Annotated in this window: 24 protein-coding genes; 14 read left to right on the forward strand and 10 right to left on the reverse strand. The window is 64.2% G+C overall.

Going from position 1 to position 21204, the window contains the following annotated elements:
• Window positions 1-44: 44 nt before the first annotated feature.
• The 10 genes from aas (at window position 45) to ABEA02_RS11250 (ending at window position 11825) form a co-directional block, all read left to right on the forward strand.
• Entirely contained in the window at window positions 45-2249 is a 2205-nt protein-coding gene (gene aas / locus ABEA02_RS11205) for a bifunctional acyl-ACP--phospholipid O-acyltransferase/long-chain-fatty-acid--ACP ligase (protein ID WP_345533037.1), read from the forward strand.
• Window positions 2227-2610, forward strand: a complete 384-nt coding sequence (locus ABEA02_RS11210; RefSeq protein ID WP_345533038.1) for an endonuclease domain-containing protein — start codon at window positions 2227-2229, stop codon at window positions 2608-2610. The genes aas and ABEA02_RS11210 overlap by 23 nt, the downstream gene beginning before the upstream one ends.
• 98 nt (window positions 2611-2708) lie before the next feature.
• Window positions 2709-4595, forward strand: a complete 1887-nt coding sequence (locus ABEA02_RS11215; RefSeq protein ID WP_345533039.1) for an MFS transporter — start codon at window positions 2709-2711, stop codon at window positions 4593-4595.
• On the forward strand, window positions 4592-4825 hold the full coding sequence (locus ABEA02_RS11220) for a hypothetical protein (protein WP_345533040.1): 234 nt from the start codon (window positions 4592-4594) through the stop codon (window positions 4823-4825). The genes ABEA02_RS11215 and ABEA02_RS11220 overlap by 4 nt, the downstream gene beginning before the upstream one ends.
• A 15-nt stretch (window positions 4826-4840) precedes the next feature.
• Window positions 4841-5089 carry a hypothetical protein gene (locus ABEA02_RS11225; protein WP_345533041.1) on the forward strand — a complete coding sequence of 83 codons (249 nt, stop codon included), beginning with the start codon at window positions 4841-4843 and terminating at the stop codon, window positions 5087-5089.
• 40 nt (window positions 5090-5129) lie between these two features.
• A complete protein-coding gene (locus ABEA02_RS11230; protein ID WP_345533042.1) occupies window positions 5130-5816 on the forward strand; it encodes a prolipoprotein diacylglyceryl transferase in 687 nt (228 codons plus the stop codon).
• Complete coding sequence (locus ABEA02_RS11235; protein WP_345533043.1) at window positions 5813-7264, forward strand: radical SAM protein; 1452 nt, start codon at window positions 5813-5815, stop codon at window positions 7262-7264. Before ABEA02_RS11230 ends, ABEA02_RS11235 begins: the two co-directional genes overlap by 4 nt.
• 444 nt (window positions 7265-7708) lie before the next feature.
• Entirely contained in the window at window positions 7709-10117 is a 2409-nt protein-coding gene (locus ABEA02_RS11240; RefSeq protein WP_345533044.1) for a S8 family serine peptidase, read from the forward strand.
• A complete protein-coding gene (locus tag ABEA02_RS11245; RefSeq protein ID WP_345533045.1) occupies window positions 10114-10566 on the forward strand; it encodes a protease complex subunit PrcB family protein in 453 nt (150 codons plus the stop codon). The genes ABEA02_RS11240 and ABEA02_RS11245 overlap by 4 nt, the downstream gene beginning before the upstream one ends.
• A gap of 83 nt (window positions 10567-10649) precedes the next feature.
• On the forward strand, window positions 10650-11825 hold the full coding sequence (locus ABEA02_RS11250; protein WP_345533046.1) for a multidrug effflux MFS transporter: 1176 nt from the start codon (window positions 10650-10652) through the stop codon (window positions 11823-11825).
• A gap of 23 nt (window positions 11826-11848) precedes the next feature.
• On the opposite strand, the gene ABEA02_RS11255 is transcribed toward ABEA02_RS11250, so the two are convergent.
• A complete protein-coding gene (locus ABEA02_RS11255; protein ID WP_345533047.1) occupies window positions 11849-12532 on the reverse strand; it encodes a DUF4197 domain-containing protein in 684 nt (227 codons plus the stop codon).
• Window positions 12533-12605: 73 nt separating this feature from the next.
• On the opposite strand from ABEA02_RS11255, the gene ABEA02_RS11260 reads away from it, so the two are divergent.
• The 3 genes from ABEA02_RS11260 (at window position 12606) to ABEA02_RS11270 (ending at window position 15307) form a co-directional block, all read left to right on the forward strand.
• Window positions 12606-13145 carry a hypothetical protein gene (locus ABEA02_RS11260; protein WP_345533048.1) on the forward strand — a complete coding sequence of 180 codons (540 nt, stop codon included), beginning with the start codon at window positions 12606-12608 and terminating at the stop codon, window positions 13143-13145.
• A 169-nt stretch (window positions 13146-13314) separates the two neighbouring features.
• Entirely contained in the window at window positions 13315-14028 is a 714-nt protein-coding gene (locus ABEA02_RS11265; RefSeq protein WP_345533050.1) for a pectate lyase, read from the forward strand.
• An 82-nt stretch (window positions 14029-14110) separates the two neighbouring features.
• Window positions 14111-15307 (forward strand): pectinesterase family protein, encoded by a 1197-nt coding sequence (locus ABEA02_RS11270; protein ID WP_345533051.1) that lies wholly within the window; start codon window positions 14111-14113, stop codon window positions 15305-15307.
• A 211-nt stretch (window positions 15308-15518) separates the two neighbouring features.
• Here ABEA02_RS11270 and ABEA02_RS11275 read toward each other — a convergent pair whose 3' ends face one another.
• On the reverse strand, window positions 15519-15827 hold the full coding sequence (locus ABEA02_RS11275; protein ID WP_345533052.1) for a MerR family transcriptional regulator: 309 nt from the start codon (window positions 15825-15827) through the stop codon (window positions 15519-15521).
• A gap of 82 nt (window positions 15828-15909) precedes the next feature.
• On the opposite strand from ABEA02_RS11275, the gene ABEA02_RS11280 reads away from it, so the two are divergent.
• Window positions 15910-16536, forward strand: a complete 627-nt coding sequence (locus ABEA02_RS11280) for a cation efflux transmembrane domain-containing protein (protein WP_345533053.1) — start codon at window positions 15910-15912, stop codon at window positions 16534-16536.
• Here ABEA02_RS11280 and ABEA02_RS11285 read toward each other — a convergent pair.
• The 8 genes from ABEA02_RS11285 to ABEA02_RS11320 form a co-directional block, all read right to left on the reverse strand.
• Window positions 16526-16954 carry an EamA family transporter gene (locus ABEA02_RS11285; protein ID WP_345533054.1) on the reverse strand — a complete coding sequence of 143 codons (429 nt, stop codon included), beginning with the start codon at window positions 16952-16954 and terminating at the stop codon, window positions 16526-16528. The two genes, ABEA02_RS11280 and ABEA02_RS11285, sit on opposite strands and share 11 nt — an antisense overlap.
• Before the next feature lie 28 nt (window positions 16955-16982).
• Window positions 16983-17306: a cupin domain-containing protein gene (locus tag ABEA02_RS11290; RefSeq protein WP_345533055.1), complete on the reverse strand. Its 324-nt coding sequence runs from the start codon at window positions 17304-17306 to the stop codon at window positions 16983-16985.
• Window positions 17307-17312: 6 nt separating this feature from the next.
• Window positions 17313-18173 carry a ParB/RepB/Spo0J family partition protein gene (locus tag ABEA02_RS11295; protein WP_345533056.1) on the reverse strand — a complete coding sequence of 287 codons (861 nt, stop codon included), beginning with the start codon at window positions 18171-18173 and terminating at the stop codon, window positions 17313-17315.
• A gap of 9 nt (window positions 18174-18182) precedes the next feature.
• Entirely contained in the window at window positions 18183-18533 is a 351-nt protein-coding gene (locus tag ABEA02_RS11300) for a HepT-like ribonuclease domain-containing protein (RefSeq protein ID WP_345533057.1), read from the reverse strand.
• Window positions 18530-18820: a nucleotidyltransferase family protein gene (locus tag ABEA02_RS11305; RefSeq protein WP_345533058.1), complete on the reverse strand. Its 291-nt coding sequence runs from the start codon at window positions 18818-18820 to the stop codon at window positions 18530-18532. The genes ABEA02_RS11300 and ABEA02_RS11305 overlap by 4 nt, the downstream gene beginning before the upstream one ends.
• Before the next feature lie 5 nt (window positions 18821-18825).
• Entirely contained in the window at window positions 18826-19596 is a 771-nt protein-coding gene (locus ABEA02_RS11310) for a ParA family protein (protein WP_345533059.1), read from the reverse strand.
• A gap of 14 nt (window positions 19597-19610) precedes the next feature.
• Window positions 19611-20261 carry a 16S rRNA (guanine(527)-N(7))-methyltransferase RsmG gene (rsmG, locus tag ABEA02_RS11315; RefSeq protein ID WP_425584677.1) on the reverse strand — a complete coding sequence of 217 codons (651 nt, stop codon included), beginning with the start codon at window positions 20259-20261 and terminating at the stop codon, window positions 19611-19613.
• Window positions 20262-20356: 95 nt separating this feature from the next.
• A complete protein-coding gene (locus ABEA02_RS11320; RefSeq protein WP_345533061.1) occupies window positions 20357-21169 on the reverse strand; it encodes a peptidoglycan-binding domain-containing protein in 813 nt (270 codons plus the stop codon).
• Window positions 21170-21204 lie beyond the last annotated feature (35 nt).

Genomic DNA, 21204 nt, shown 5'->3' on the forward strand with positions numbered 1-21204 from the left:
CCGGGTGACAATCCCTTGCATAACCCGACTGGATCCCCGCCATCATGTTGAGAAGCCTCATCAAGTCCCTGCTGCGCACCATCACCGGCCTGCTGTTCCGCGTCCAGCTGCGCGGCGATCCCGCGCTCCGCGCCGAGCGCCTGCTGATCATCGCCAACCACGAATCCTTTCTCGACGGCCTGCTGCTGGGCCTGTGGCTGCCGCAGAACCCGGTGTTCATCGTGCACACCGGCGTTGCAGCCAACCCGATGTTCAAGCTGGTGCTGATGCTCTGCGACTACCTGACGGTGGACCCGACCAGCCCGCTGGCAATGAAGAAGGTCATCCGCCTGCTCGAATCGGGTCGCCCGGTGGTGATCTTCCCCGAGGGCCGCATCACGCTGACCGGCAGCCTCATGAAGACCTATGACGGCCCGGCCTTCGTGGCCGCGAAGACGGGTGCGACGGTGCTGCCGATCCGCATCGACGGCGCAGCGCGTACCTATTTCTCGCGCATGTCGGGCCGCTTCCCGCGCCGCGCGCTGCCGCAGATTTCGCTGACCGTCTGTGAGCCGACGCGCATAGCCATGCCCCCCGGCAACACGGCGCGCGAACGCCGCCGCCGCGCCGGTGAGGCGATGCGCCGCGTGATGCAGAACATGATTTTCGCCAGCCGGCCGCAGCAGACGCTGTTCGAAGCCTTCCTCAATGCGATGAGTCTGCATGGCCGCAAGCGCCGCCTCGTCGAAGACATGAAGCAGATCGAGTACAGCTACGGCGACCTGCTCAAGATGGCGCTCGCCCTGGGCCGGCTGGTGGCGCGCTTCACGCAGCCCGGGGAGCGCGTCGGCGTGCTGCTGCCCAATCTCGCCCCCACGCTGGGGCTGATCTTCGGCCTCAATGCGCAGCGCCGCGTGCCGGCCATGCTCAACTACACGGCCGGCGTCGACGGCATGCAGGCCGCCTGTACGGCCGCCACCATCCGCCATATCGTCAGCTCGCGCGCCTTCATCGAGCAGGCCAAGCTGGGCGACAAGGTCGCCGCGCTGCAGGGCGTACAGATCCATTACCTCGAAGACCTGCGCCCCACCCTGGGCCTGGCCGACAAGCTGTGGCTCGCACTGTGGGCGCTGCCCTTCCCGCGTCTTGCCACGCCGAAGGGCAACGCCGAGGAGACGGCGGTCGTGCTGTTCACATCCGGGTCGGAAGGCAAACCCAAGGGCGTCGTGCTGTCCAACCGCGCGCTGCTCGCCAACGTCGCGCAGATCCGCGCGGTCATCGACTTCTCGGTCGACGACAAGATCCTCAACGCCCTGCCGCTATTCCACTCCTTCGGCCTCAACGCCGGCGGTCTGCTGCCGGTGCTGGGCGGCGCGAATGTCTTCCTGTACCCCTCGCCGCTGCACTACCGCATCATCCCCGAGCTGGCCTACGACCGCGCCTGCACCGTGTTGCTGGGCACCAGCACCTTTCTCGGCAACTACGCCAAGCACGCGCATCCCTATGACTTCTACCGCCTGCGTTATGTCATCGCTGGCGCCGAGAAGCTCAGCGAGCCCGTGCGCGCCGCCTGGTTCGAGAAATTCGGCGTGCGCATCTTCGAAGGCTACGGCGCGACCGAGACGGCGCCGGTACTGTCGGTCAACACACCAATGGCCTACCGCACCGGCACCGTCGGCCAGCTGCTGCCGGGCATTGCATCGCAACTGATGCCCGTCGCCGGTATCGAGCGCGGCGGCATCCTGCACGTCAGCGGCCCCAACCTCATGTCGGGCTACCTCAAGGTCGAGAAGCCCGGCGAGTTGCAGCCGCCCGAATCAGAGGCCGGACAGGGCTGGTACAACACCGGCGATGTGGTCGAGCTCGACGACGACGGCTTCATCCGCATCGTCGGCCGTGTGAAGCGCTTCGCCAAGATTGCGGGCGAGATGATCTCCCTGGAGTCGGTCGAGAAGCTCGCTGCGCAGGCCTCGCCCAACTTTGTCCATGCCACGTCGAGCGTGGCGGATGAAGCCAAGGGCGAGGCGCTGGTGCTGTTCACGACCGACAAGAGTCTGAATCGTGAGGCCTTGCAGAATGCCGCCAAGACCGGCGGCTGGCCCGAGCTGGCGGTGCCGCGCAAGATCGTGGTGGTGGAGGCGCTGCCGCTGCTGGGTACGGGGAAGACGGATTATGTAACGCTCAAACAATGGGCGGAATCCAGCTCCCCTCTCCCGCTCGCGGGAGAGGGGTTGGGGGAGAGGGCACATGCACGAACCCCAGCAGATTGATCGCGCCAAGACATTGCGCCGCGATCAGACTCCGGCAGAACAACAACTCTGGTATCACCTGCGCGCGCATCGCTTCGCCGGTTTGAAGTTCAAGCGCCAGAAACCTGTCGGCCCTTTCATCGTGGATTTCGCGTGCGTGGAAAAGATGCTGGTCATCGAGATTGATGGCGGCCAGCATCAGGATGCTGCGGCTTATGACGCTGCAAGGGATCGCTGGCTGGCAAAGGAAGGTTTTACGGTGCTGCGTTTCTGGAACAATGAAGTCATGAACCAGCTGGAAGACGTTCTGGAGAAAATCCGGCTGACGGTGGAACAACCCTCTCCCCCAACCCCTCTCCCGCAGGCGGGAGAGGGGAGCTGACTGGACACACGCCTGATCCCCTCTCCCACTTGTGGGAGAGGGTGGCCCGCAGGGCCGGGAGAGGACAACAACCCGCACAACCCGCCGACAGAAGAACCATGAGCACAACACCCAACCTCCTCACCCAGAAACGCTTCGGCCCGCTGTTCCTCACCCAGTTCCTCGGCGCCTTCAACGACAACATCTTCAAGAACGCGCTGGTGCTGCTCGTCGCCTTCCAGAGCGGCAAGATACTGGGCCTCGACCCCGCCATCGTCGTGCAGCTTGCGGCGGGCCTGTTCATCCTGCCCTTCTTCCTGTTCTCGGCCATGGCCGGGCAGATTGCCGACAAGTTCGACAAGGCGCGCGTGGTGCGCATCGTGAAGTTCATCGAGATCGGCATCGCGGCGCTGGCGCTGGCGGGCTTCGCGGCGCAGCACGTGGAGTTCCTGCTCGCTGCGCTGTTCCTCATGGGCCTGCACTCCACCTTCTTCGGCCCGCTCAAGTACTCGATCCTGCCGCAGCACCTGCATGACGACGAGCTGGTTGCCGGTAATGCCTGGGTGGAGAGCGGCACCTTTGTGGCGATCCTGCTCGGCTCGGTGCTGGCAGGGCTGTTCATGGCCATCAAGCCTGAAGGTCCAACCATCGCCGGCATCGCCTGCGTGATCGTCGCCATCGCCGGTTACATCGCCAGCCGCAGCATTCCGGCCGCGCCTCCTTCGGCGCCCGACCTGAAGATCAACCTCAACCCCTTCTCCGAAACCGTCGCCAACATCCGCATGGCCTGGCACAGCAATGGCAACCGGACGGTGTTCCACTCGCTGATCGGCATCTCGTGGTTCTGGTTCTACGGCGCCATTTTCCTGTCGCAGTTCGCTCCCTTCGTGAAGACCGTGCTGGGCGGCGGCGAGTTGCTGGTCACCGCGCTGCTGGCCACCTTCATCGTCGGCATCGCACTGGGCTCCTTCCTCTGCGAACGCCTGTCGGGCAAGCATGTCGAGATCGGCCTCGTGCCGCTGGGTTCGATCGGCCTCACCGTGTTCGGCATCGACCTGTGGTGGGCCAGCCCGGCGACACCGCCGCATATCGCCAGTGTCAGCGGCTTCATGCTCGACACGGCCAACTGGCGCTTGCTGTTCGACCTCGTGATGATCGGCGTGTCGGGCGGCTTCTACACGGTGCCGCTGTACGCCATGATCCAGGCGCGCTCCAAGCCCGAAGAGCGCTCGCGCATCATCGCCGCCAACAACATCCTCAATGCGGGCTTCATGGTTGTCTCGGCAGCGTTCGCGGCTGGCGCGCTGGCCGGTGGCGTAACGATTCCGCAGATCTTCCTCATCACGGCGTTGATGAACATCGCGGTCGCCTTCTACGTCTACAAGCTGGTGCCCGAGTTCCTCATGCGCTTCCTGTGCTGGCTGCTGGTGCACAGCGTCTATCGCGTGCGTGCCAAGGGCCTTGAACACATCCCCGACGAAGGCGCCGCCGTGCTGATCTGCAACCACGTCAGCTACGTCGACGCGCTGATCATCAGCGCCGCCTCGCGCCGGCCGATCCGCTTCGTGATGGATCACAACATCTTCAGGATCCCGCTCGCCAATTTCGTATTCCGCGAGAACCGTGCGATCCCGATTGCACCGGCGAAGGAAGACCCCGCCCTGCTTGAAGCCGCGTACGAAGAGATCGCCAAGGCCCTCGCCAACGGCGAGCTGATCGGCATCTTCCCCGAGGGCGGCATCACGCGCGACGGCGAGATCGCCCCGTTCAAGGGTGGCATCCGCAAGGTGCTCGAACGCACACCGGTACCGGTCGTACCCATGGCCTTGCGCGGCCTGTGGGACAGCGCCTTCGCCCGCAAGCCGGGCTCCAGCCTGCTGCGCGCGATGCGACGTGGGGTATGGAGTTCGGTCGAGCTGGTCGTTGCGCCGACTGTGCCCCCCGCCGAAGCAACGCCGGAAGCGTTGCAGCAAATCGTCAGCACTCTACGAGGAGACGCTCGATGAAGCTGCGCCCAAGCCTCTGGCAAGCCATCGGAGCAGCCCTCCTGTTCCTTGCCCTCTCCGGCATCTTTGGTTTCGGCGGCTGCATGATGCTGGCGGACTCATTCCGTAACGACATCACGCTGACACTGGGCTTCCTCTGGTTCGGCATCATCTGTGTAGCTGCGATGTGGCTGGTATTGCGCATCTTTGGTTCGCGACACAGCAAGCAGACAGATCCTTCAGACGCCTAGTGCCCCCAAAGTCTCATGACAAAGATTTTCCAGGTACTGCTGTATCTGCTGCTTCTCCTGATAGTTGGTCCGGGCGGCTGCCTGATACTCGCTTCGATGGGAGGCTCGACAGGCGCCTGGATCGGACTGGCTTGGTGCGGCGTGTCCGCGTTCTATCTGGGCCGAATGATTTTCGGTTCACGCGCTGCCGATGAAAAAGCCATGAATGAAATGGTTGAAGAATATAAAAGGCGCCACCCGGTCGAAGATGATTTCAAATCCTGAAACCGCCCACATTGTTCATGCCTGTTTCGAAGGGGCGGCTATGTTCATCGGTGCGCGCTACTACTTCCTCGCCCGCCGCCGCCAGCCGGGGGCATCTGCGTTAATGGGCAATGCCTACTGGATCCTGTTCGGCTGCCTGCTGGGTGCGGGCATCGGCAACAAACTGGTGTTCGCCATCGAATGGCCGCATCTCTTCACCCGCGACAACGTCTGGCAGCAGATCTGGGCCGGGCAGTCCATGGTGGGCGGCTGGCTGGGCGGGCTGATCGGCACCGAACTCGCCAAGCTCGCGACCGGTGAGCGGCGCTCGACCGGCGACCTGTTCGTCGCGCCCCTATTGCTGGCGCTGGCCATCGGCCGTATCGGCTGCTTTCTCGCCGGGCTCAACGATGGCACCTATGGCGTAGCGACGACGCTGCCCTGGGGCATCGATTTCGGTGACGGCGTTTCTCGCCATCCGACGCAGCTGTATGAAATCGGCTTCGCGCTGACGCTTTGGGCCGGCCTGCATCGCATGGCACCGCGGCTCAGCGACGTGCCGGGCCTGCAATTCAAGCTCGCGACCTCGGCCTACCTGCTCTGGCGTCTCGCCATCGACGGACTCAAGCCCGTGCCCTTCGAATACGCGCTGGGCCTGTCGGGCATCCAGTGGGTGTGCCTCGCCGCACTCGCCGTCTACCTGCCGCTGACGCTGCGGCCTCTCTTTCAGCACCGGGTTTCCGCATGAGCCGCAAGAACCGCCCCTACGATTTCTACGACACCACCAGCTCGGTGTGCACGACCTGTCTGCGCCAGGTAGAGGCCAAGATCCTCATCAAGGACGGCCAGGTGTTCATGGACAAGTGGTGCCCGGCGCATGGCACCGAGCGCGTGCTGATGGCCGACGACGCCGACTACTACCGCCTCGCCCGCGAGGTCTACGTGAAGCGCCCGGAGATGCCGGAGCACTTCTCGACCGCGATGCAGTACGGCTGCCCCTATGACTGCGGCCTTTGCCCGGACCACATGCAGCATTCATGTCTGACCGTGCTGGAGATCACCGACCACTGCAACCTGCGTTGCCCCGTGTGCTACGCCGACAGCGGGCCGGAGCGACTGACGCACAAGCCGCTGGCAGTCGTCGAGCAGATGCTCGATGCGATCGTGAAGAACGAGGGCGAGCCTGATGTGGTACAGCTCTCGGGCGGCGAGCCGACCCTGCACCCGGACTTCTTCGCGATTCTGGATGCGGCACGCGCGCGACCGATCAAGCACCTGATGATCAACACCAACGGTATCCGCCTCGCCCAGGAGCCGGACTTTGCCGCACGCCTCGCCGAATACGGGCGCGGCATCGAGATCTACCTGCAGTTCGACTCCTTGCGCGGTGAAGTTCACCAGGCGCTGCGTGGCGCCGACCTCACGCGCATCCGCCGCGAGGCGCTGGAGGCCTGCAACCGCCACAAGCTGTCGACCACGCTGGTCGTCACACTCAAGCGCGGCCTCAACGATGGCGAGATCGGCGACATCATCCAGTTCGGGCTGACGCAGCCCTGCGTGCGCGGCGTGACCCTGCAACCGATCCAGGATGCTGGCCGCAATACGGACTTCGAGTCGGCGCGCCACCGCCTCACGGTCAGCGAGATACGCCGCCGCATCGCCGAGCAGTCCGGCGTGTTCACGCTCGACGATGTGGTGCCCGTGCCCTGCAACCCGGACACGCTGGCCATGGCCTATGCGCTCAAGCTGGGCGACACGGTGACGCCACTCACGCGCCACCTCGGCCCCGACGTGCTGCTGGCGGGGGACGCCAACACCATCGTCTTCGAGCGCGACCCGGCGCTGAAAGCCCAGCTGTTCAAGCTGTTCTCGACCAATCACTCCCCCGATTCTCAGGCCAGCTGTCTGTCGGATCTACTGTGTTGTCTGCCGAAGATCGACGCGCCGGCGCTGAGTTATGAAAACGTGTTCCGGGTGCTGATCGTGCAGTTCATGGATGCGCAGAACCTCGACATCCGCGCCCTCAAGAAGTCCTGCATCCACATGGTCCAGCCCGATGGCCGCATGATTCCCTTCGAGTCGCACAACCTGTTCTATCGGGATGAACGACAGCAGACGCTGCAGCAGATCCGCGCCGAGATTGACGCGGCCACTCTGGCCCGGCGCCAGGTGTTCCGCGTGCATCCGGTTTCATAGCGGCTGCCACGCCGCAAGGCGCGACGGAGCTTGATGAGCCGCCTGTAGGTGCCATGCAGGACATCGGGATTCCGCCGATCGAAATCCGCGGAAATCGGGGGTCGCCGGATGAGTGGCGTCATTGAGCTTCGGTCCTGAGCCTCACTGTTGCCCCGGCATCCGCCCCCGGCAAGGGGTGCCCAAACAGGCGAACGGCCTTGCTGCTGCGAAGCATTAATGACAGCATATTGTTGTTTTGTTTCAGCTTTCGCGGCAACCCACCCGCACGCCAAGGTCATTACGATGAACTTCCAATGGTCCGCTCCCTTGATGCTTGCAATGGCATTCGGCCTTGCCGCCTGTGGTGGAGGAGGCGGAGGCGGGGGCGGAGGAGGGAGTGGTGGGGGCGCAACCGATCCCTGTGCAGGAACCAGCGCGGCTGGCACCTACACCGTATGCGGTACCGTGTCACTGCCAGAAACCTCGGCCGTCGACAATGACACCAGCGATCCGCTGCAGCCGGGATGGAAGTCCAACGACACTGCCGGTACGGCCCAGCCGATCAGTACGCCGGTAGAGCTCATCGGTAGCGTCAACAACCCCGGCACTGGCGACCCGGATGCTGCTCGCTATGCCGCAGGCGACGTCTATGACTGGTACCACACCGATCTGAGCGCCGGGCAGACCATCGAACTGACGTTCAGCGAGAGCACCAGCACCAACGACCTGGATTTTGGCGTTTATGACGCCTACACCGGCGCACTGGTCGGTGTCTCGCAGGGTACAGGCAGCCGCGAATGCGTGAAGATCTCGCGCAACAGCCACTACTACATCCTGGTTTTTGGCTACAAGGGTGCCAGCCTCTACAACCTGCGCATCGGCGCCCCGGGCGAAGGTGGCGCCTGCAGCGTGGTGGCAACCTCGACCCCGGCCTTCGTGCAGGGTGAGCTGGTGACCCGCAGCGACGACGCCACGCCGCCAAGCCGCGTCAAGGTTCCCGATGCAGAGGCCATGCTGACCCTGGGTCTGCGCCCTGCGGCCCACAGCCCCTGGCAGTCTTCGCCCTCCACCCAGCCGGCGAACATCCGGCGCATGGAACGCTCGGTCGATACCCTGTTCTACGCCCGTGCACTGCGCAAGTCCGGGCAGTTCGACTATGTCGAGCCGAACTACATAATGACCAGCCTGAGTTATACGCCGACGGATCCGTATTACACGCCGCAGCGCTGGCACTACGAGCTGATCAATCAACCTTCTGCGATAGACCGCATCATCGCTGCCGCACCGACTTCGCAACGCCCCATCGTCGCCGTCATCGACTCCGGCCTGGTCACCGACCATCCGGACTTCACCGGCCAGCAGGTGGCCGGCTACAGCTTCGTCGGTGGCTCTGCCACGGCGGGTGGCAATGACCCGAGCACGCAGGCCGACTCCCCTGCCTGGCATGGTACCCACGTCGCGGGCACCATCGCCGCCAGCGACAACAATGCCGTGTTCGGCGCCAGCGTCGCGCCTTATGCGCTGATCATGCCCTTGCGCGTGTTCCAGCCCAGCGTGGCCTACACCACCAGTTACGATGTTTCGCAGGCCATCCTCTACGCCTCGGGTCTGAGCAATGTGTCGGGCAGCCTGCCGGCGCGCAAAGCCGACGTCATCAACATGAGCCTGGGGGGCAACAGCGTATGCCCCACGGTGTACCAGAACGTCATCGACCAGGCACGCGCGCAGGGCGTCATCGTTGTCGCCGCTGCGGGCAATTCGGCGCGTAACGACCAGGACAACGCCGTGGCTGTCGCCACACCAGCCAATTGCAACGGCGTCATCTCGGTCGGCGCTGTCGCCCCGAACAAGCAGCAGACTTATTACTCGCAATCCGGCCCCAATCTCATGGTCGCAGCACCCGGTGGTGATGCGCGCTACTCGACGACAGGTACCGGCTACCCGGATTACGTCTTCAGCACGCTGGGTGCCTTCAATAACAACGGCGCAACCCGCATCCCCTCGTTCGGCGGCATGATGGGCACCTCCATGGCTGCGCCGCACGTGGCAGGCGTAATGGCGCTGATGCGTTACGCCAACCCAGCCATCACACCGGCACAGATCGACACCCTGATGGTACTGGGCAAGCTGACCGATGATATCGGTAGCAGTGGTCGTGACGATGCTACGGGTTATGGCCTGATCAACGCCCGCAAAGCCGTCGACGAATCGCTGGCATTGGCATCAGGTTCAGGCTCAGCGCCCAGCGGCGTGGTGATCGCCTCGCCCGCCGGCATCGATTTCGGCAGTGCGACCAATAGCGCAGTGCTGACACTCAAGCTCACCGCCGCGAGTTCCGAAGTCGTTACCTCGATCACCGATGACAGTGCCGCCATCACGGTGACACCGCTGTCCATCGACAACACGACCAAGCTGGGGGACTACACGGTTACGGTCGACCGCAGCAAACTGGCCGTGGGTACCAGCTACCCGGTGATCACCGTGGTGACGACCAGCCGGACCTTCATCGTACAGCTGGCGGTGACACGCACAGCCACGTCGGCTGCCAACACCAGCGCCAGCTTTGGCCGCCTGTGGATCGTCGCGCGCAATGCCAACACCGGCGCCGTCATCAAATCGACGAGCGTGAACCCCTCGAATGGCAAGTACGTGTGGGGCCTGACCGGCATCCCGGCCGGCAACATCACCTTCCTGGCAGGCACTGACAACAACTTCAATGGCTACTTCTGCGATGTGGGTGAAGCCTGCGGTCTCTATCCGGCAACGGGCAGCTTCATCTCGATCGCCAGCAAGACGACGGGTGTGGACTTCTCGGTGGGCCTGATCGGCACCACCGGTAGCAGCAGTCTGCCTGCACCCCTGAGCGTCAGATGAGAAAACTGGCATTCGTGCTGGGCCTGACGTCCTGCACCAGTCTGGCGACTCAGCCGCAGCTGGAAAGCAGCCCCGTCAAGCAATGCCAGTGGGGCAGGATGGAGGCTGGCGTGCATGTGGTGCGCAGCGCCGCCGAGTGGTCGACGCTGACCGGCAACGCCGCACACGGCTTCGGCTCACTCGACTGGCGACGTGACAATCTGCTGGTGTTCAACGCCGGGCAACGCCCGACGCCGGGTTACCAGCTCAAGCTGATGCGTGTCGAAGGCAGCGAACGCGCTGCGCGTTGGCAACTGGTCGTCGATGAAGTACCGCCCCCGGCCGATGCGATGCTGCCACAGGTCATCAGCTGGCCCTGCCTGATACTGCGCGCCTCGCAGCGCGCCCCTGACGCGCTTGAGGTCGTCGACTCGCGCGGCAAGGTACTCGCCCAGTTGCGGCAACGCTGAATTGCCCGCGGGGCAATGATCCGGCGCAATCCACAAGGCGTCCGCGGGGTTAAAGTCGCATTCCCGCCCTGCGCTGCACCGCCGTGAAAATCCCCTACCCGCTGCTGGCCGTGATCCTCGCGGCACTCAACGCGATCGGTCCCTTCTCGATCGACACCTACCTGCCCGCCTTCCCCGCCATCGAGAGCGGGCTGGTCACTACCACCCTGTCCGTGCAGCAGTCGCTGACGGCCTACATGCTGCCTTTCTCGATCATGATGCTCTGGCACGGCGCCCTGTCGGATGCGCTGGGGCGTCGTCGCGTCATCCTCGTCGGCATGAGCTGCTATCTCGTCGCATCGTTGCTGTGCGCATTCGCTCAGAACATCGAGATGCTCTGGCTGGGCCGCGCGCTGCAAGGCCTGTCGGCCGGCTCGGGCGTCATCGTCGGTCGCGCCATCGTGCGTGATCTGCTCGACGGCCCCGCCGCGCAACGTCTCATGTCGCACGTCGCCCTGGTGTTCGCCATCGCGCCGGGCGTGGCTCCCATCATCGGCGGCGCGCTGGCCCAAGCCTGGGGCTGGCGAGCGATCTTCGCCCTGCTGGCACTGATGGCCGCCGCATTGATGGTGCTGGTGTGGACGCAGCTGCCGGAGACCCTGCCGCAGGACAAACGCCAGTCCCTGCACCCAGCCAGCCTGCTCAAGGCCTACTCGTCCGTGCTTGGCGATCATCGCTTCGTGCTTCTGTCGCTGGCCATGGCCAGCCTGTTCGGCGGCTTCTTCCTCTACGTGATGTCGGCACCGGTGTTTCTGATGCAACACCTGCATCTCGATGCCACCCAGTTCGGCTGGCTGTTCGTGCCGCTGGTGCTGGGCATGATGGGTGGCTCCATGCTCTCCGCACGACTGGCGGGGCGCCTGTCACCCATTGCCACGGTGAAGCTCGGCTACACCATCGCCGCTGCCGCCACCTTGCTCAATCTTGTGCTCAGTGCCGCGATGCCCGACACCCTGTCGATGCGTATCCCGCAGCTGGCGCTCTACACCCTGGGCATGTCCGCCGCGATGCCCACGCTGACCCTGCACGCGCTTGACATGTTTCCGGCACGACGTGGCCTCGCAGCGAGTTGCCAGGGCGCCATCCAGACGCTTGTGATGGCCTTCGCGGCAGGCGTCATCGCGCCGCTTGTGTGGGGCACCACGCTGCATCTGGCGCTGGCAGGGGCGGCGAGTCTGCTGCTGAGCACGCTGGCCTGCTGGTGGTCGATGCGGTCGTAGTTTTCCGGTGCGCCGTGCGCACCCTACAGTGCGCCGAAGACCTTCTTCGCCAGCTTGCCGACTGCCTGAGCGGGGTTCTCGCGGATGGCCTTCTCTTCATCGCCGATGCGCATATAGAGCGCATCGAGGGCGCGCCGTGTCACGAAGCGGTCGAGCTGCGCATCGTCCTGGCTGATGAGGCCGAACTTGCTGGCCTGGCGCGCGATGCGGTCATAGCGCTCAGCGAGCTTCTGGCCAGCGACGACCTTGCTGACCACGGGCAGGAATTTCTGCGTCAGCGCATCGAAGGTCTTGCCACGGAAGAACTGCGTCACCGAATCGTCGCCCCCGGTGAGGATGCCCTTGGCGTCCTGCACGCTCATGCTCTTCACCGCCCCCACCAGCAAGGGCCTGGCCTCGGACACCGCCGTTTCGGCTGCGCGGTTGAGCGCGAGGTGAAGCTCGTCGAGCGCCGCACCCTGGCCGAACGTGCGCAGCACGGGCTCCAGTTGCTGCAGGCTGTCGGGCAGAGGCAGGCGGAAGCGGTCACTGGCGAAGAAGCCATCCTTGGCGCCCAGCATGGCCACCGCCTGACCGGCGCCCTGCTCCAGCGCCTGCTTCAGGCCAGCGCTGGCGTCCTTGCTGGAGAGCGCGTCGAGCAGGCTGGCACGCACGGAGAAGGACAAGCCGGAAAAGGCCAGGGCCGCAAGGAAATGACGTCGCTGCATGGTGTTCACCTCGTGTTCGGACAGGTATGGGAGAGTAACGGCCTTCGAATGCCACGCAGTGTCTTGCCGACCGATGGAGCAACCCAAGGAACCCCAGCCCGACCTCGCCCGCCGCTTGCGCCGCGCAGCAGGTTTTCCCGTCGTGCTGCTGGCAGCCCTCATCCTGTGGCTCGAAGAGTGGCTGTGGGAGCCGCTGGGCAAGCTGATGCACGGTATCGGTCGCCTGCCGGTGATCCGCCAGATCGAAGGCCTGATCCAGCGCGCGCCGCCCTGGCTGGCGCTGGCCTGCTTCGCCATTCCGCTGGTGTCGCTGCTGCCCTTCAAGCTCGCCGGCCTGTGGCTGCTCGGCAAGGGGCATGTCGTCTCGGGCGTCGGCGTCTTCCTGTCCGCCAAGGTTGTGGGCACTGCACTGGGTGCGCGCATCTTCGCGCTGACCCGCCCGGCCCTGATGCAACTGGCCTGGTTTGCCCGCCTGTGGGAAGGGTTGCAGCGCCTGCGCGCCTATCTCTACGGGCGGCTCAAGGCACACCCGCTGTGGCAGGCCGTGCAGCGTCTGCGCGCGCGTTGGCTGCACTGGTCCTCGGCCAGAAGGAACGGCAGCTCCGGCAACTAGGCAGTGTTCGGGATTGATCACGGCCTTCGTGATCAATGTCATTTATTTGCTCATAGATTTTACTGCTCTTAACAACTCTGTTGGTTTTGTTGTTTTAGCATTGTTACCGGTCGCAAAGGCCGGCGGGTTGCCCATTGGGGGTGCCTGCATCACAACAGAGGAGACTCCCATGCGTTACAGCAACCTGATGTTCGGCCTGGTTCTGGCAGCCACCGCCACTATGAGCCACGCCACCTCCACTATCTCCGGCACAGTTGATTACAGCGGCGCCACGGTCGGCACGTCCTGCGACGGCCAGTCCGAAAGCCAGGCGCCGGTGTTCGTGCTGAAAGCTGGCGCCACCATCAAGAACGTCGTGATCAAGGCCGGCGCAGCCGCCGACGGTATCCACTGCCTGGGCAACTGCAAGCTCGAGAACGTGACCTGGGCCGATGTCTGCGAAGACGCCGCCACCATGAAGGGCGGCTCGGGCACCGTCATGTACGTCAAGGGCGGCGCGGCTTACAGCGCCGCAGACAAGGTATTCCAGCACAACGGTCTGGGCTCGACCATCCAGATCTACGGCGGCTTCTATGGCGAGACGATCGGCAAGCTCTACCGCTCCTGCGGTAACTGCACGACCAACACCAGCAGCGGCGCCCGCAAGGTGATCATCGACAGCGTCAAGCTCAACGGCGTGTCGGCCGCTGTCGTCGGCATCAACAGCAACTACGGCGACACGGCGACCATCACCAACCTGTCGATCAAGGGCTGGACCAAGGGCAGTCCCAAGGTCTGCGTGGCCTACACCGGTAACAACACTGGTGCCGAGCCGACTTCGCTGGGTGAGAAGTGGGGTACGACCAACTGCGTCGTGACGACTTCCAACATCACAGCCTACTGAGGTCCGCCTCAGCCTGAGCTGCACGGGCCGGCCGCGCGAGTGGTCGGCCTTATCCCCGCGCCGCCCCGATCCGGAGAACGCCATGAATGCCTTCCGCCCGTTCCGCATGTCGCGGAACCTGCTGGCCGCTGTTTGCGCCACTTTTGCCACGGTTGCGAGCCTGCCCGCCACGGCCGCCACCAGCACCTCGACCCGCCCGCAGCTCACCAGCACCACGGCAGCGAGCTACACCATCGCCAAATACATGGCGCAGGCCGGCACCATCGGCTCGCTGACCACGGATAACTGGGACCCCACCGGCGGCGTCGGCACTTCGAGCAGCTTCACCGCCAACTACACTGTCGCCAGCGACGGCACCGCCAGCTACAAGACCATCCAGGCCGCCATCAGCGCCGCCGTGGCCGCGGGCGGCACGACCCGCAAGTACATCAGCGTCAAGGCCGGCACCTATCGCGAAGTGGTCTGCGTGCCCGCTTCGGCGCCACCGATCACGCTGTACGGCATCAGCACCACGGCGTCCGATACGACGCTCGTCTACAACAATGCCAACCTGACGCCGAAATCTACCGGCACCGTCACCAACGGCTGCGTCAGCAACTCGTCCGCAACGACCGTCGGCACGCTCAACAGCGCCACGCTGACCGTGCTGGCCAAGTACTTCCGCGTCATCAACCTGACCATCTCGAACGATTACGCCGAGGGCACCTACAGCGGCAGCAACCAGTCGGCGCTGGCGCTGGCACAACGCGGTGACCAAGGCATGTACCAGAACGTGCGCCTGCTCGGTAACCAGGACACGGTGTATGTCGGCTCGACGAGCTACTCGACGGTGATCCGCGCCTACTTCCGCTCCAGCTTCATCAAGGGCGACACCGACTTCGTGTTCGGCCACGGCACTGCCGTCTTCCACGGCTGCACCATCCAGTACTCCGCCGCGCGTCTCGGTGCCGGCGTCGCGAGCTACATCTTTGCGCCCAGCACGGTGGCGGCCAACAGCTACGGCTTCCTGGTGATCAGCAGCACGATCAACTCCACAGGCAGCGCCTCGACCGGAACCATCTACCTCGGTCGTGCCTGGGACGAAGGCGTCAGCAGCGTGTCGAGCTACGTGAATGGCTCCTCGCCGAACGGTCAGCTGGTGATCCGTGACACAGCTATCGACAGCTTCATCCGCAGCAGCGCGCCTTGGGGCACCTCGACAGCCGGCCGCCCGTATTGCTCTAGCAGCTGCACCTATTCCGCCAACCGATTTAACGAATACAACAACAGCGGTTACTGATTGCCGTCGCACCGGTCTGTCTCCTTGCCTGCCACGGTTCACCCTGGCAGGCTTTTTTTCGTCAGCAGCAGCCCTCGCCGGATTGCGGATGGGCCGTTGCAATAGCCACAGGCTGGTCAGTCTGCAGTGCACCGGGAATGCCGCATGTGGCGACCACATCGCTGCACCCGCAGCTGACGCGCAAGTCCTGCAGTTCGTGCAGGAGCGCCTGCTATTCCGTGATGCGGTGTTCGACGTGGCGGATGTGCGCCGTCACGCAGGCGTCCACGGCTTCGCAGTTTTCGCCGGGCCGGGACTGCAGGTCGAGCAGGGTACGCACTTCGTCCTGGCTCATGCCCAGCGCCCGACAACGTCGAATGAAGCGCAGGCGCTGCACATGCGCCTCGCCATACAGGCGGTAATTGCCTGACGTGCGCGCCACGGTTGGCAGCAAGCCTTCGCGTTCGTAGTGGCGCACGGTTTCCACCCCGCAGCCAGCGAGGCGGGCCAGGTCTCCGATCTTCAGATTGGCCGCTTGCATGACAACTCCGGCAAGAGCTTGACCCTGTATTGGCTACAGGGTAGCTGATGCAGGCATTGCCGATTTGTTCCGGAATCACGCCATGCCCGGCTGCTGCCACGACGACCATTGCCACGCTCCCAAAAAGACCCGCACCCGCGTGCGCCGCGCACTCTGGATCGCATTGCTGATCAATGCCGCAATGTTCGGTGTCGAGTTCGCCGCCGACTGGAAAGCGGGATCAGTATCCCTGCTCGCCGACGCCATCGACTTCCTCGGTGACGCCGCCAACTTCGGCATTGCGCTGGCCATGCTGGGCATGCTGCCGGTGTGGCGTAGCCGCGCAGCGATGCTCAAGGGTCTGTCGATGGCGGGCTTCGGCATCTTCGTACTCAGGCGCGCGATCTGGCAGGCAAGCCAGGGTCAGCCGCCGGAGCCGTTCACGATGGGCGCCATCAGCCTGCTGGCCCTGCTCGCGAATGTCTCGGTGGCGGTGCTGCTGTATGCCTTCCGCGAAGGCGAGGCGAACATGCGCTCGGTGTGGCTATGCACGCGCAACGACGCACTAGGCAACATTGCCGTACTGCTCGCTGCGGCAGGCGTCTTCGGCACCGGTCAGGGCTGGCCGGATCTGGCCGTCGCCGTGGTCATGGGTGGCCTCGCCCTGTCCGCCGGCAGCTCGATCATCCGTCAGGCCAGACAGGAATTGCTGACGCCCGTCAGCGCCTGAAGCCGAGGATCAGGACGCCGGCAGCGACCAGCGCAATGCCCAGCCAGCTGCGCGCATCCGGACGTTCGCCGAGAAAGAGCACCGCGAAGATCGCCACCAGCACAAGACTCAGCTTGTCGACCGGCGCCACCTTCGAGGCCTCGCCCAGCTTGAGCGCGCGGAAGTAGCACAGCCACGAAGCGCCGGTCGCCAACCCCGACAGCACGAGGAAGACGATGCTGCGTGAGGGCAGAGCCAGCGGATTGCGCCACTTGCCCAGCGCCAGCACGATCGCCGCGAGCACGACGAAGATGACGCCGGTGCGGATCAGCGTCGCGTAGTCCGAATCGACACCATCGAGACCCAGCTTGGCAAAGATTGCGGTCAGTGCTGCGAAAACAGCTGAGAAGAGGGCCCAGTGAAACCAGCTTTCGCTCATCGCCGCCCTCCGTTTGCCCCGCTGACTTTCAGCCGAATACGTGAATGGCCAGCCGCACCGTGCGCGGCCCGGTCCAGGCCACGCGGTGCACACAGCGCGCCGGCAGCAGCAGACTGTCGCCTTCGCGCAAGGTGCGCAGATCACCGCTTTCGAACTCCAGCGTCGCCTCACCGCGCAACAGCATGACCCATTCGTCATGTGGCTGGTCGTACCAGAAATCGGGGTCACTGCGCTGACCGTCCGAGACGATGCGCTCGATGCGCACGAGATCGCTCTCGAACAGGGTCTGGAAGTCCTCTGCCTCGCTGGTCAGCGGCAGCTGGGCGAGCAGGTTGAAGAGCTCTGGCGTCACGCAGCGTTACTTGAGCCGTGCCAGCAGACCGTCAAGCTGATCAAGGCTGCCGAAGTCGATGGAGAGCGTGCCCGCACCCTTCTTGTTGGCCTTGATCTTTACCATGGCACCAAGTTTGTCGGAGAGGTCTTCTTCGAGACGCAGCAAATCGGTGCTGGCTTCGGCGCGTTTGGCCGTCTTCGCATCCTTGGGCGCGAGCTGACTGTTGACCAACTTCTCGGTGTCGCGCACCGACAGGCGCTTGGCGACGATCTGGTTGCCGATGAGGATCTGGCCTGCGGCGTCGAGCGCCAGCAGCGCACGCGCGTGGCCCATCTCGATGTCACCGACCATCAGCATTTCGCGCACGGGGTTCGACAGTTGCAGCAGTCGCAGCAAGTTCGACGTTGCCGGGCGCGAGCGGCCCAGTGCGTCAGCCGCCTGCTGGTGGGTCATGCCGAATTCGTCGATGAGGCGCTGGATGCCAAGTGCTTCTTCGAGGGGATTGAGGTCTTCGCGCTGGATGTTCTCGATCAGCGACATGGCCAGCGCGGCTTCATCCGGAATCTCGCGGATGATGACCGGCACCTCGGTCATCTCGGCGATCTGCGAAGCGCGCCAGCGGCGCTCACCGGCGATGATTTCGTGTTTGCCCCCACCGATGGGGCGCACCGTGATCGGCTGCATCAGTCCCTGAGCCTTGATCGACGCGGCCAGCTCTTCGAGCGAGCCGGCGTCCATGCGCGTACGCGGCTGGTACTTGCCGGGCTGCAGGTTGTCGACGGGCAGGGTGGTCAGGTTGCCGACGTTGTCATACGGCAAGGTGTCGCCGCCCAGCAGGGCTTCGAGGCCGCGACCGAGGCCTTTCTTGATCTTGGGTGGATTCATGTCTGTTTCTTACTCGCCCAGACGCTGAGCGAGTTGTTCAAGTTGCACAATCAGGGCCGGAATTTCCTGCCGGGCGGTCGCCCACACCAGCTGGAGGTCGACCTCAAAGTAGTCGTGAATCAGCTTGTCGCGAAATGCTGCCATGTAGCGCCACGGAATATGGGCATTTTCGCCACGAAATTCAGGGGCCAGCTTTTTGCTCGCTTCGCCAATCACTTCAAAACACTGGATCACTGCGCGCTGACGCATGCGGTCAGCCAGAAAATCTTCCTTGCTCAGTGTCGTGTAAGTCTCGATCTCGCGCGCCGCCTGCACGATGTCCGCAAGATAGAGATTCTCGTTGCGACGCGACGCATTCATAGCATCCGCGCCTCACGCAGCACCTGCTCGCGAATGAGGGGATGGAGGCCTTCCCGCGTGGCCAGTTCAACGCGATGCTTCAACAAAGCCTCCAGCGACTCCTGCAGGGCGAAGGCATTGAACAAGGTAGCGCCCTCCTCAAACTCCGCGATCAGATCCAGATCACTGCTGTCCGTATCCTCACCGCGTGCAACCGAGCCAAACACCTGAAGGCTGCGCACATGGTGCTGCGAGGCCAGCGCCAGCACTTCGCTGCGATGTTGTTGAAGGGCTTCAGAAGGTCGCATGGCGATCACATCGTCTTGATCCGCTCGATCATCTCGGCGGCGAAACTCAGGTAAGCCTGCGAGCCCTTGGCGGCCTTGTCGAACACCACGCCCGGCAGGCCGTGGCTGGGCGCCTCGGCAAGCCGCACATTGCGCGGGATGACGGCCTTGAAAACCTTGTCGCCAAAGTGCGCTTCGAGCTGCGCCGACACCTGCTGACTCAAGGTGCTGCGCGGGTCGAACATCACGCGCAGGAGACCGATGATCTTGAGGTCACGGTTGAGCTTGGCGTGCACCTGCTTGATCGTGTTGACGAGGTCGGACAGGCCTTCGAGCGCGAAGTATTCGCATTGCATCGGGATGATGACGCCGTGCGCTGAGCACAAGCCGTTGAGCGTCAGCATCGACAGCGAGGGCGGGCAGTCGATGAGCACGAAGTCGTAATCGGCATCGACCGTCGCCAGTTCGTCCTTGAGGCGCTTTTCGCGGTTGTCGATTTCGACCAGCTCGACCTCGGCACCTGCCAGTTCGCGGTTCGAAGCCAGCACGTCGTAGCCCGACTCCTCGGCGCGGACGAAGGATTCCTTCAGCGTCTTGAGGCCCACCAGCACCTGGTACACGGTGGAAGGCACGGTGCGCTTGTCGACGCCGGAGCCCATGGTCGCGTTGCCCTGCGGGTCGAGGTCGACAAGCAGCACGCGCTGGCCATGGGCGGCAAGCGCGGCAGCGAGATTGACGGTGGTGGTGGTCTTGCCGACCCCGCCCTTCTGGTTGGCAACAGCAAAGATGCGGGCCATTTCAGCCTCTGGAATCAGGTTTTCTGGATGAGGATCAGGTGCCGCTCGGCGTCCAGCCCCGGCACGTGCAGCGGAATGGATCCGGCCACCGTCACCCCGGCCGGCAGCCGCGCAATTTCGTCAGAAGGATACACGCCTTTCATGGCCAGCCAGCGGCCCCCGTCGGCCAGCAGATGCCCGGTCCAGTTCACGAAATCCGCGAGTTCGGCGAAGGCGCGCGACGTAATGGCCGGAAACGGCGTCAGCGCCAGCTTTTCGACCCGCGCATGATGCACGGTCACGTTCTTGAGCCCCAGCGTGCCCGCCGCCTGGCGCATGAAGACGCACTTCTTGTCGACCGTATCGACGAGATGGACTTCCAGATCCGGCCGGCAGATCGCCAGCACGATGCCCGGCAAGCCGGCCCCGGCGCCGATGTCAGCGAGGCGGTCCACCGTGATGTGCGGCAGGAGTGTCAGCGAGTCGGCAATGTGCAGGTCAATCGCCTGCGCCTCGTCGCGGATGGCCGTGAGGTTGTAGACCTTGTTCCACTTGAGGATCAGGGCAACGTAGGCCAGCAGCCGCTCACGCACCGTCGCATCGAGCGACAGGCCGAGGGCTTGGATATGGGCGTCGAGGCGTTGGGCGGCGTTCACGTGACGGCTGCGGCTGGCAAAACGCGGCATTTTACCGGCTTGCGACAGCGAACCCCAGGCATGTTCACATTCACCCGGCGGGTTGCGGGATAAGGGGTGAAGCGCCAGGCCCACCCGCGATCACTTCAGAAGCCGCAGGCCGCAACCAGTTTGCCCTGGGTGATCGGCCCCGGAATGCCGTCAACGGCGATGCGCTGCGCTCGCTGGAAAGCCTTCACCGCATCACGACTCGCCACATCATGCACGCCGCTGACCGGGCCCGTGTAGAGCTTGAGATAGCGCAGCCGGTATTGCACGCCGGTCAGCCATTCGGCGCGCGGCGCCTGCGCGGCTTCCGGTGGCGGAGCGGCCGGTGCTTCGGGGGCCGGGAGGCTGATCTTGCTCCAGCTCACGACGCCATCGTCAGGCGCGCGCACGATGCCGGGATACTCACGCCGCAAGCGCTCGGTGATAACCCATTTTGGCGGGGGTACACCGGGCAGGGTCAGCGATGATGGCTCGTCGGGCCAGTAGTAATAGCTTCGCGACACCAGGCCGGAACGCTGCAGCATCAGATACACCTCGCGCGGAGTGACGATGCCACGTGGCCGGAATTCCGGCCCCGTGCCGCGCACCAGGGCGGCTGCGACCTGCGAGCTGCAAACGCCATCGGCCGCGTACTGATCACCCGCCTGGATCGATTCGACCAGGTAGGTAGCGATGGGTTTGAACTGCACGCTGCGCGTGAGCTCCTGCACGATCGCAGGGCGCGTACGGTTCATCTGCAGCAGGTACTGCCGGGTGTTGAAGAACATCCACGCATCACTCGGCGCCTGCCAGAACGCCCAGTCTTCGAACGAGTAGGTGTCACTGCCGACCACCAGCGCGGTATGACCCGGGCCGATACCGCCCGCATTACCCAGCATGGTCACCACGGCCAGACCCGAATTGACTGCCATCACATTGACTCCTGTGATTCAAACCAGAGCCGCGC

Source organism: Viridibacterium curvum (assembly GCF_039544165.1).
Classification (GTDB): domain Bacteria; phylum Pseudomonadota; class Gammaproteobacteria; order Burkholderiales; family Rhodocyclaceae; genus Viridibacterium; species Viridibacterium curvum.

Bases quoted from the DNA above. Each gene is read 5' to 3' on its own strand.
- ABEA02_RS11225 (WP_345533041.1), top strand. From the start codon at position 4,841: ATGACAAAGATTTTCCAGGTACTGCTGTATCTGCTGCTTCTCCTGATA.
- ABEA02_RS11235 (WP_345533043.1), top strand. From the start codon at position 5,813: ATGAGCCGCAAGAACCGCCCCTACGATTTCTACGACACCACCAGCTCG.
- ABEA02_RS11265 (WP_345533050.1), top strand. From the start codon at position 13,315: ATGCGTTACAGCAACCTGATGTTCGGCCTGGTTCTGGCAGCCACCGCC.
- ABEA02_RS11270 (WP_345533051.1), top strand. From the start codon at position 14,111: ATGAATGCCTTCCGCCCGTTCCGCATGTCGCGGAACCTGCTGGCCGCT.
- ABEA02_RS11230 (WP_345533042.1), top strand. From the start codon at position 5,130: ATGTTCATCGGTGCGCGCTACTACTTCCTCGCCCGCCGCCGCCAGCCG.
- ABEA02_RS11260 (WP_345533048.1), top strand. From the start codon at position 12,606: ATGGAGCAACCCAAGGAACCCCAGCCCGACCTCGCCCGCCGCTTGCGC.
- ABEA02_RS11305 (WP_345533058.1), bottom strand. From the start codon at position 18,820: ATGCGACCTTCTGAAGCCCTTCAACAACATCGCAGCGAAGTGCTGGCG.
- ABEA02_RS11255 (WP_345533047.1), bottom strand. From the start codon at position 12,532: ATGCAGCGACGTCATTTCCTTGCGGCCCTGGCCTTTTCCGGCTTGTCC.
- ABEA02_RS11220 (WP_345533040.1), top strand. From the start codon at position 4,592: ATGAAGCTGCGCCCAAGCCTCTGGCAAGCCATCGGAGCAGCCCTCCTG.
- ABEA02_RS11285 (WP_345533054.1), bottom strand. From the start codon at position 16,954: ATGAGCGAAAGCTGGTTTCACTGGGCCCTCTTCTCAGCTGTTTTCGCA.
- ABEA02_RS11215 (WP_345533039.1), top strand. From the start codon at position 2,709: ATGAGCACAACACCCAACCTCCTCACCCAGAAACGCTTCGGCCCGCTG.
- ABEA02_RS11210 (WP_345533038.1), top strand. From the start codon at position 2,227: ATGCACGAACCCCAGCAGATTGATCGCGCCAAGACATTGCGCCGCGAT.
- ABEA02_RS11245 (WP_345533045.1), top strand. From the start codon at position 10,114: ATGAGAAAACTGGCATTCGTGCTGGGCCTGACGTCCTGCACCAGTCTG.
- ABEA02_RS11295 (WP_345533056.1), bottom strand. From the start codon at position 18,173: ATGAATCCACCCAAGATCAAGAAAGGCCTCGGTCGCGGCCTCGAAGCC.
- ABEA02_RS11320 (WP_345533061.1), bottom strand. From the start codon at position 21,169: ATGGCAGTCAATTCGGGTCTGGCCGTGGTGACCATGCTGGGTAATGCG.
- aas (WP_345533037.1), top strand. From the start codon at position 45: ATGTTGAGAAGCCTCATCAAGTCCCTGCTGCGCACCATCACCGGCCTG.
- ABEA02_RS11310 (WP_345533059.1), bottom strand. From the start codon at position 19,596: ATGGCCCGCATCTTTGCTGTTGCCAACCAGAAGGGCGGGGTCGGCAAG.
- ABEA02_RS11300 (WP_345533057.1), bottom strand. From the start codon at position 18,533: ATGAATGCGTCGCGTCGCAACGAGAATCTCTATCTTGCGGACATCGTG.
- ABEA02_RS11280 (WP_345533053.1), top strand. From the start codon at position 15,910: ATGCCCGGCTGCTGCCACGACGACCATTGCCACGCTCCCAAAAAGACC.
- ABEA02_RS11275 (WP_345533052.1), bottom strand. From the start codon at position 15,827: ATGCAAGCGGCCAATCTGAAGATCGGAGACCTGGCCCGCCTCGCTGGC.
- rsmG (WP_425584677.1), bottom strand. From the start codon at position 20,261: ATGCCGCGTTTTGCCAGCCGCAGCCGTCACGTGAACGCCGCCCAACGC.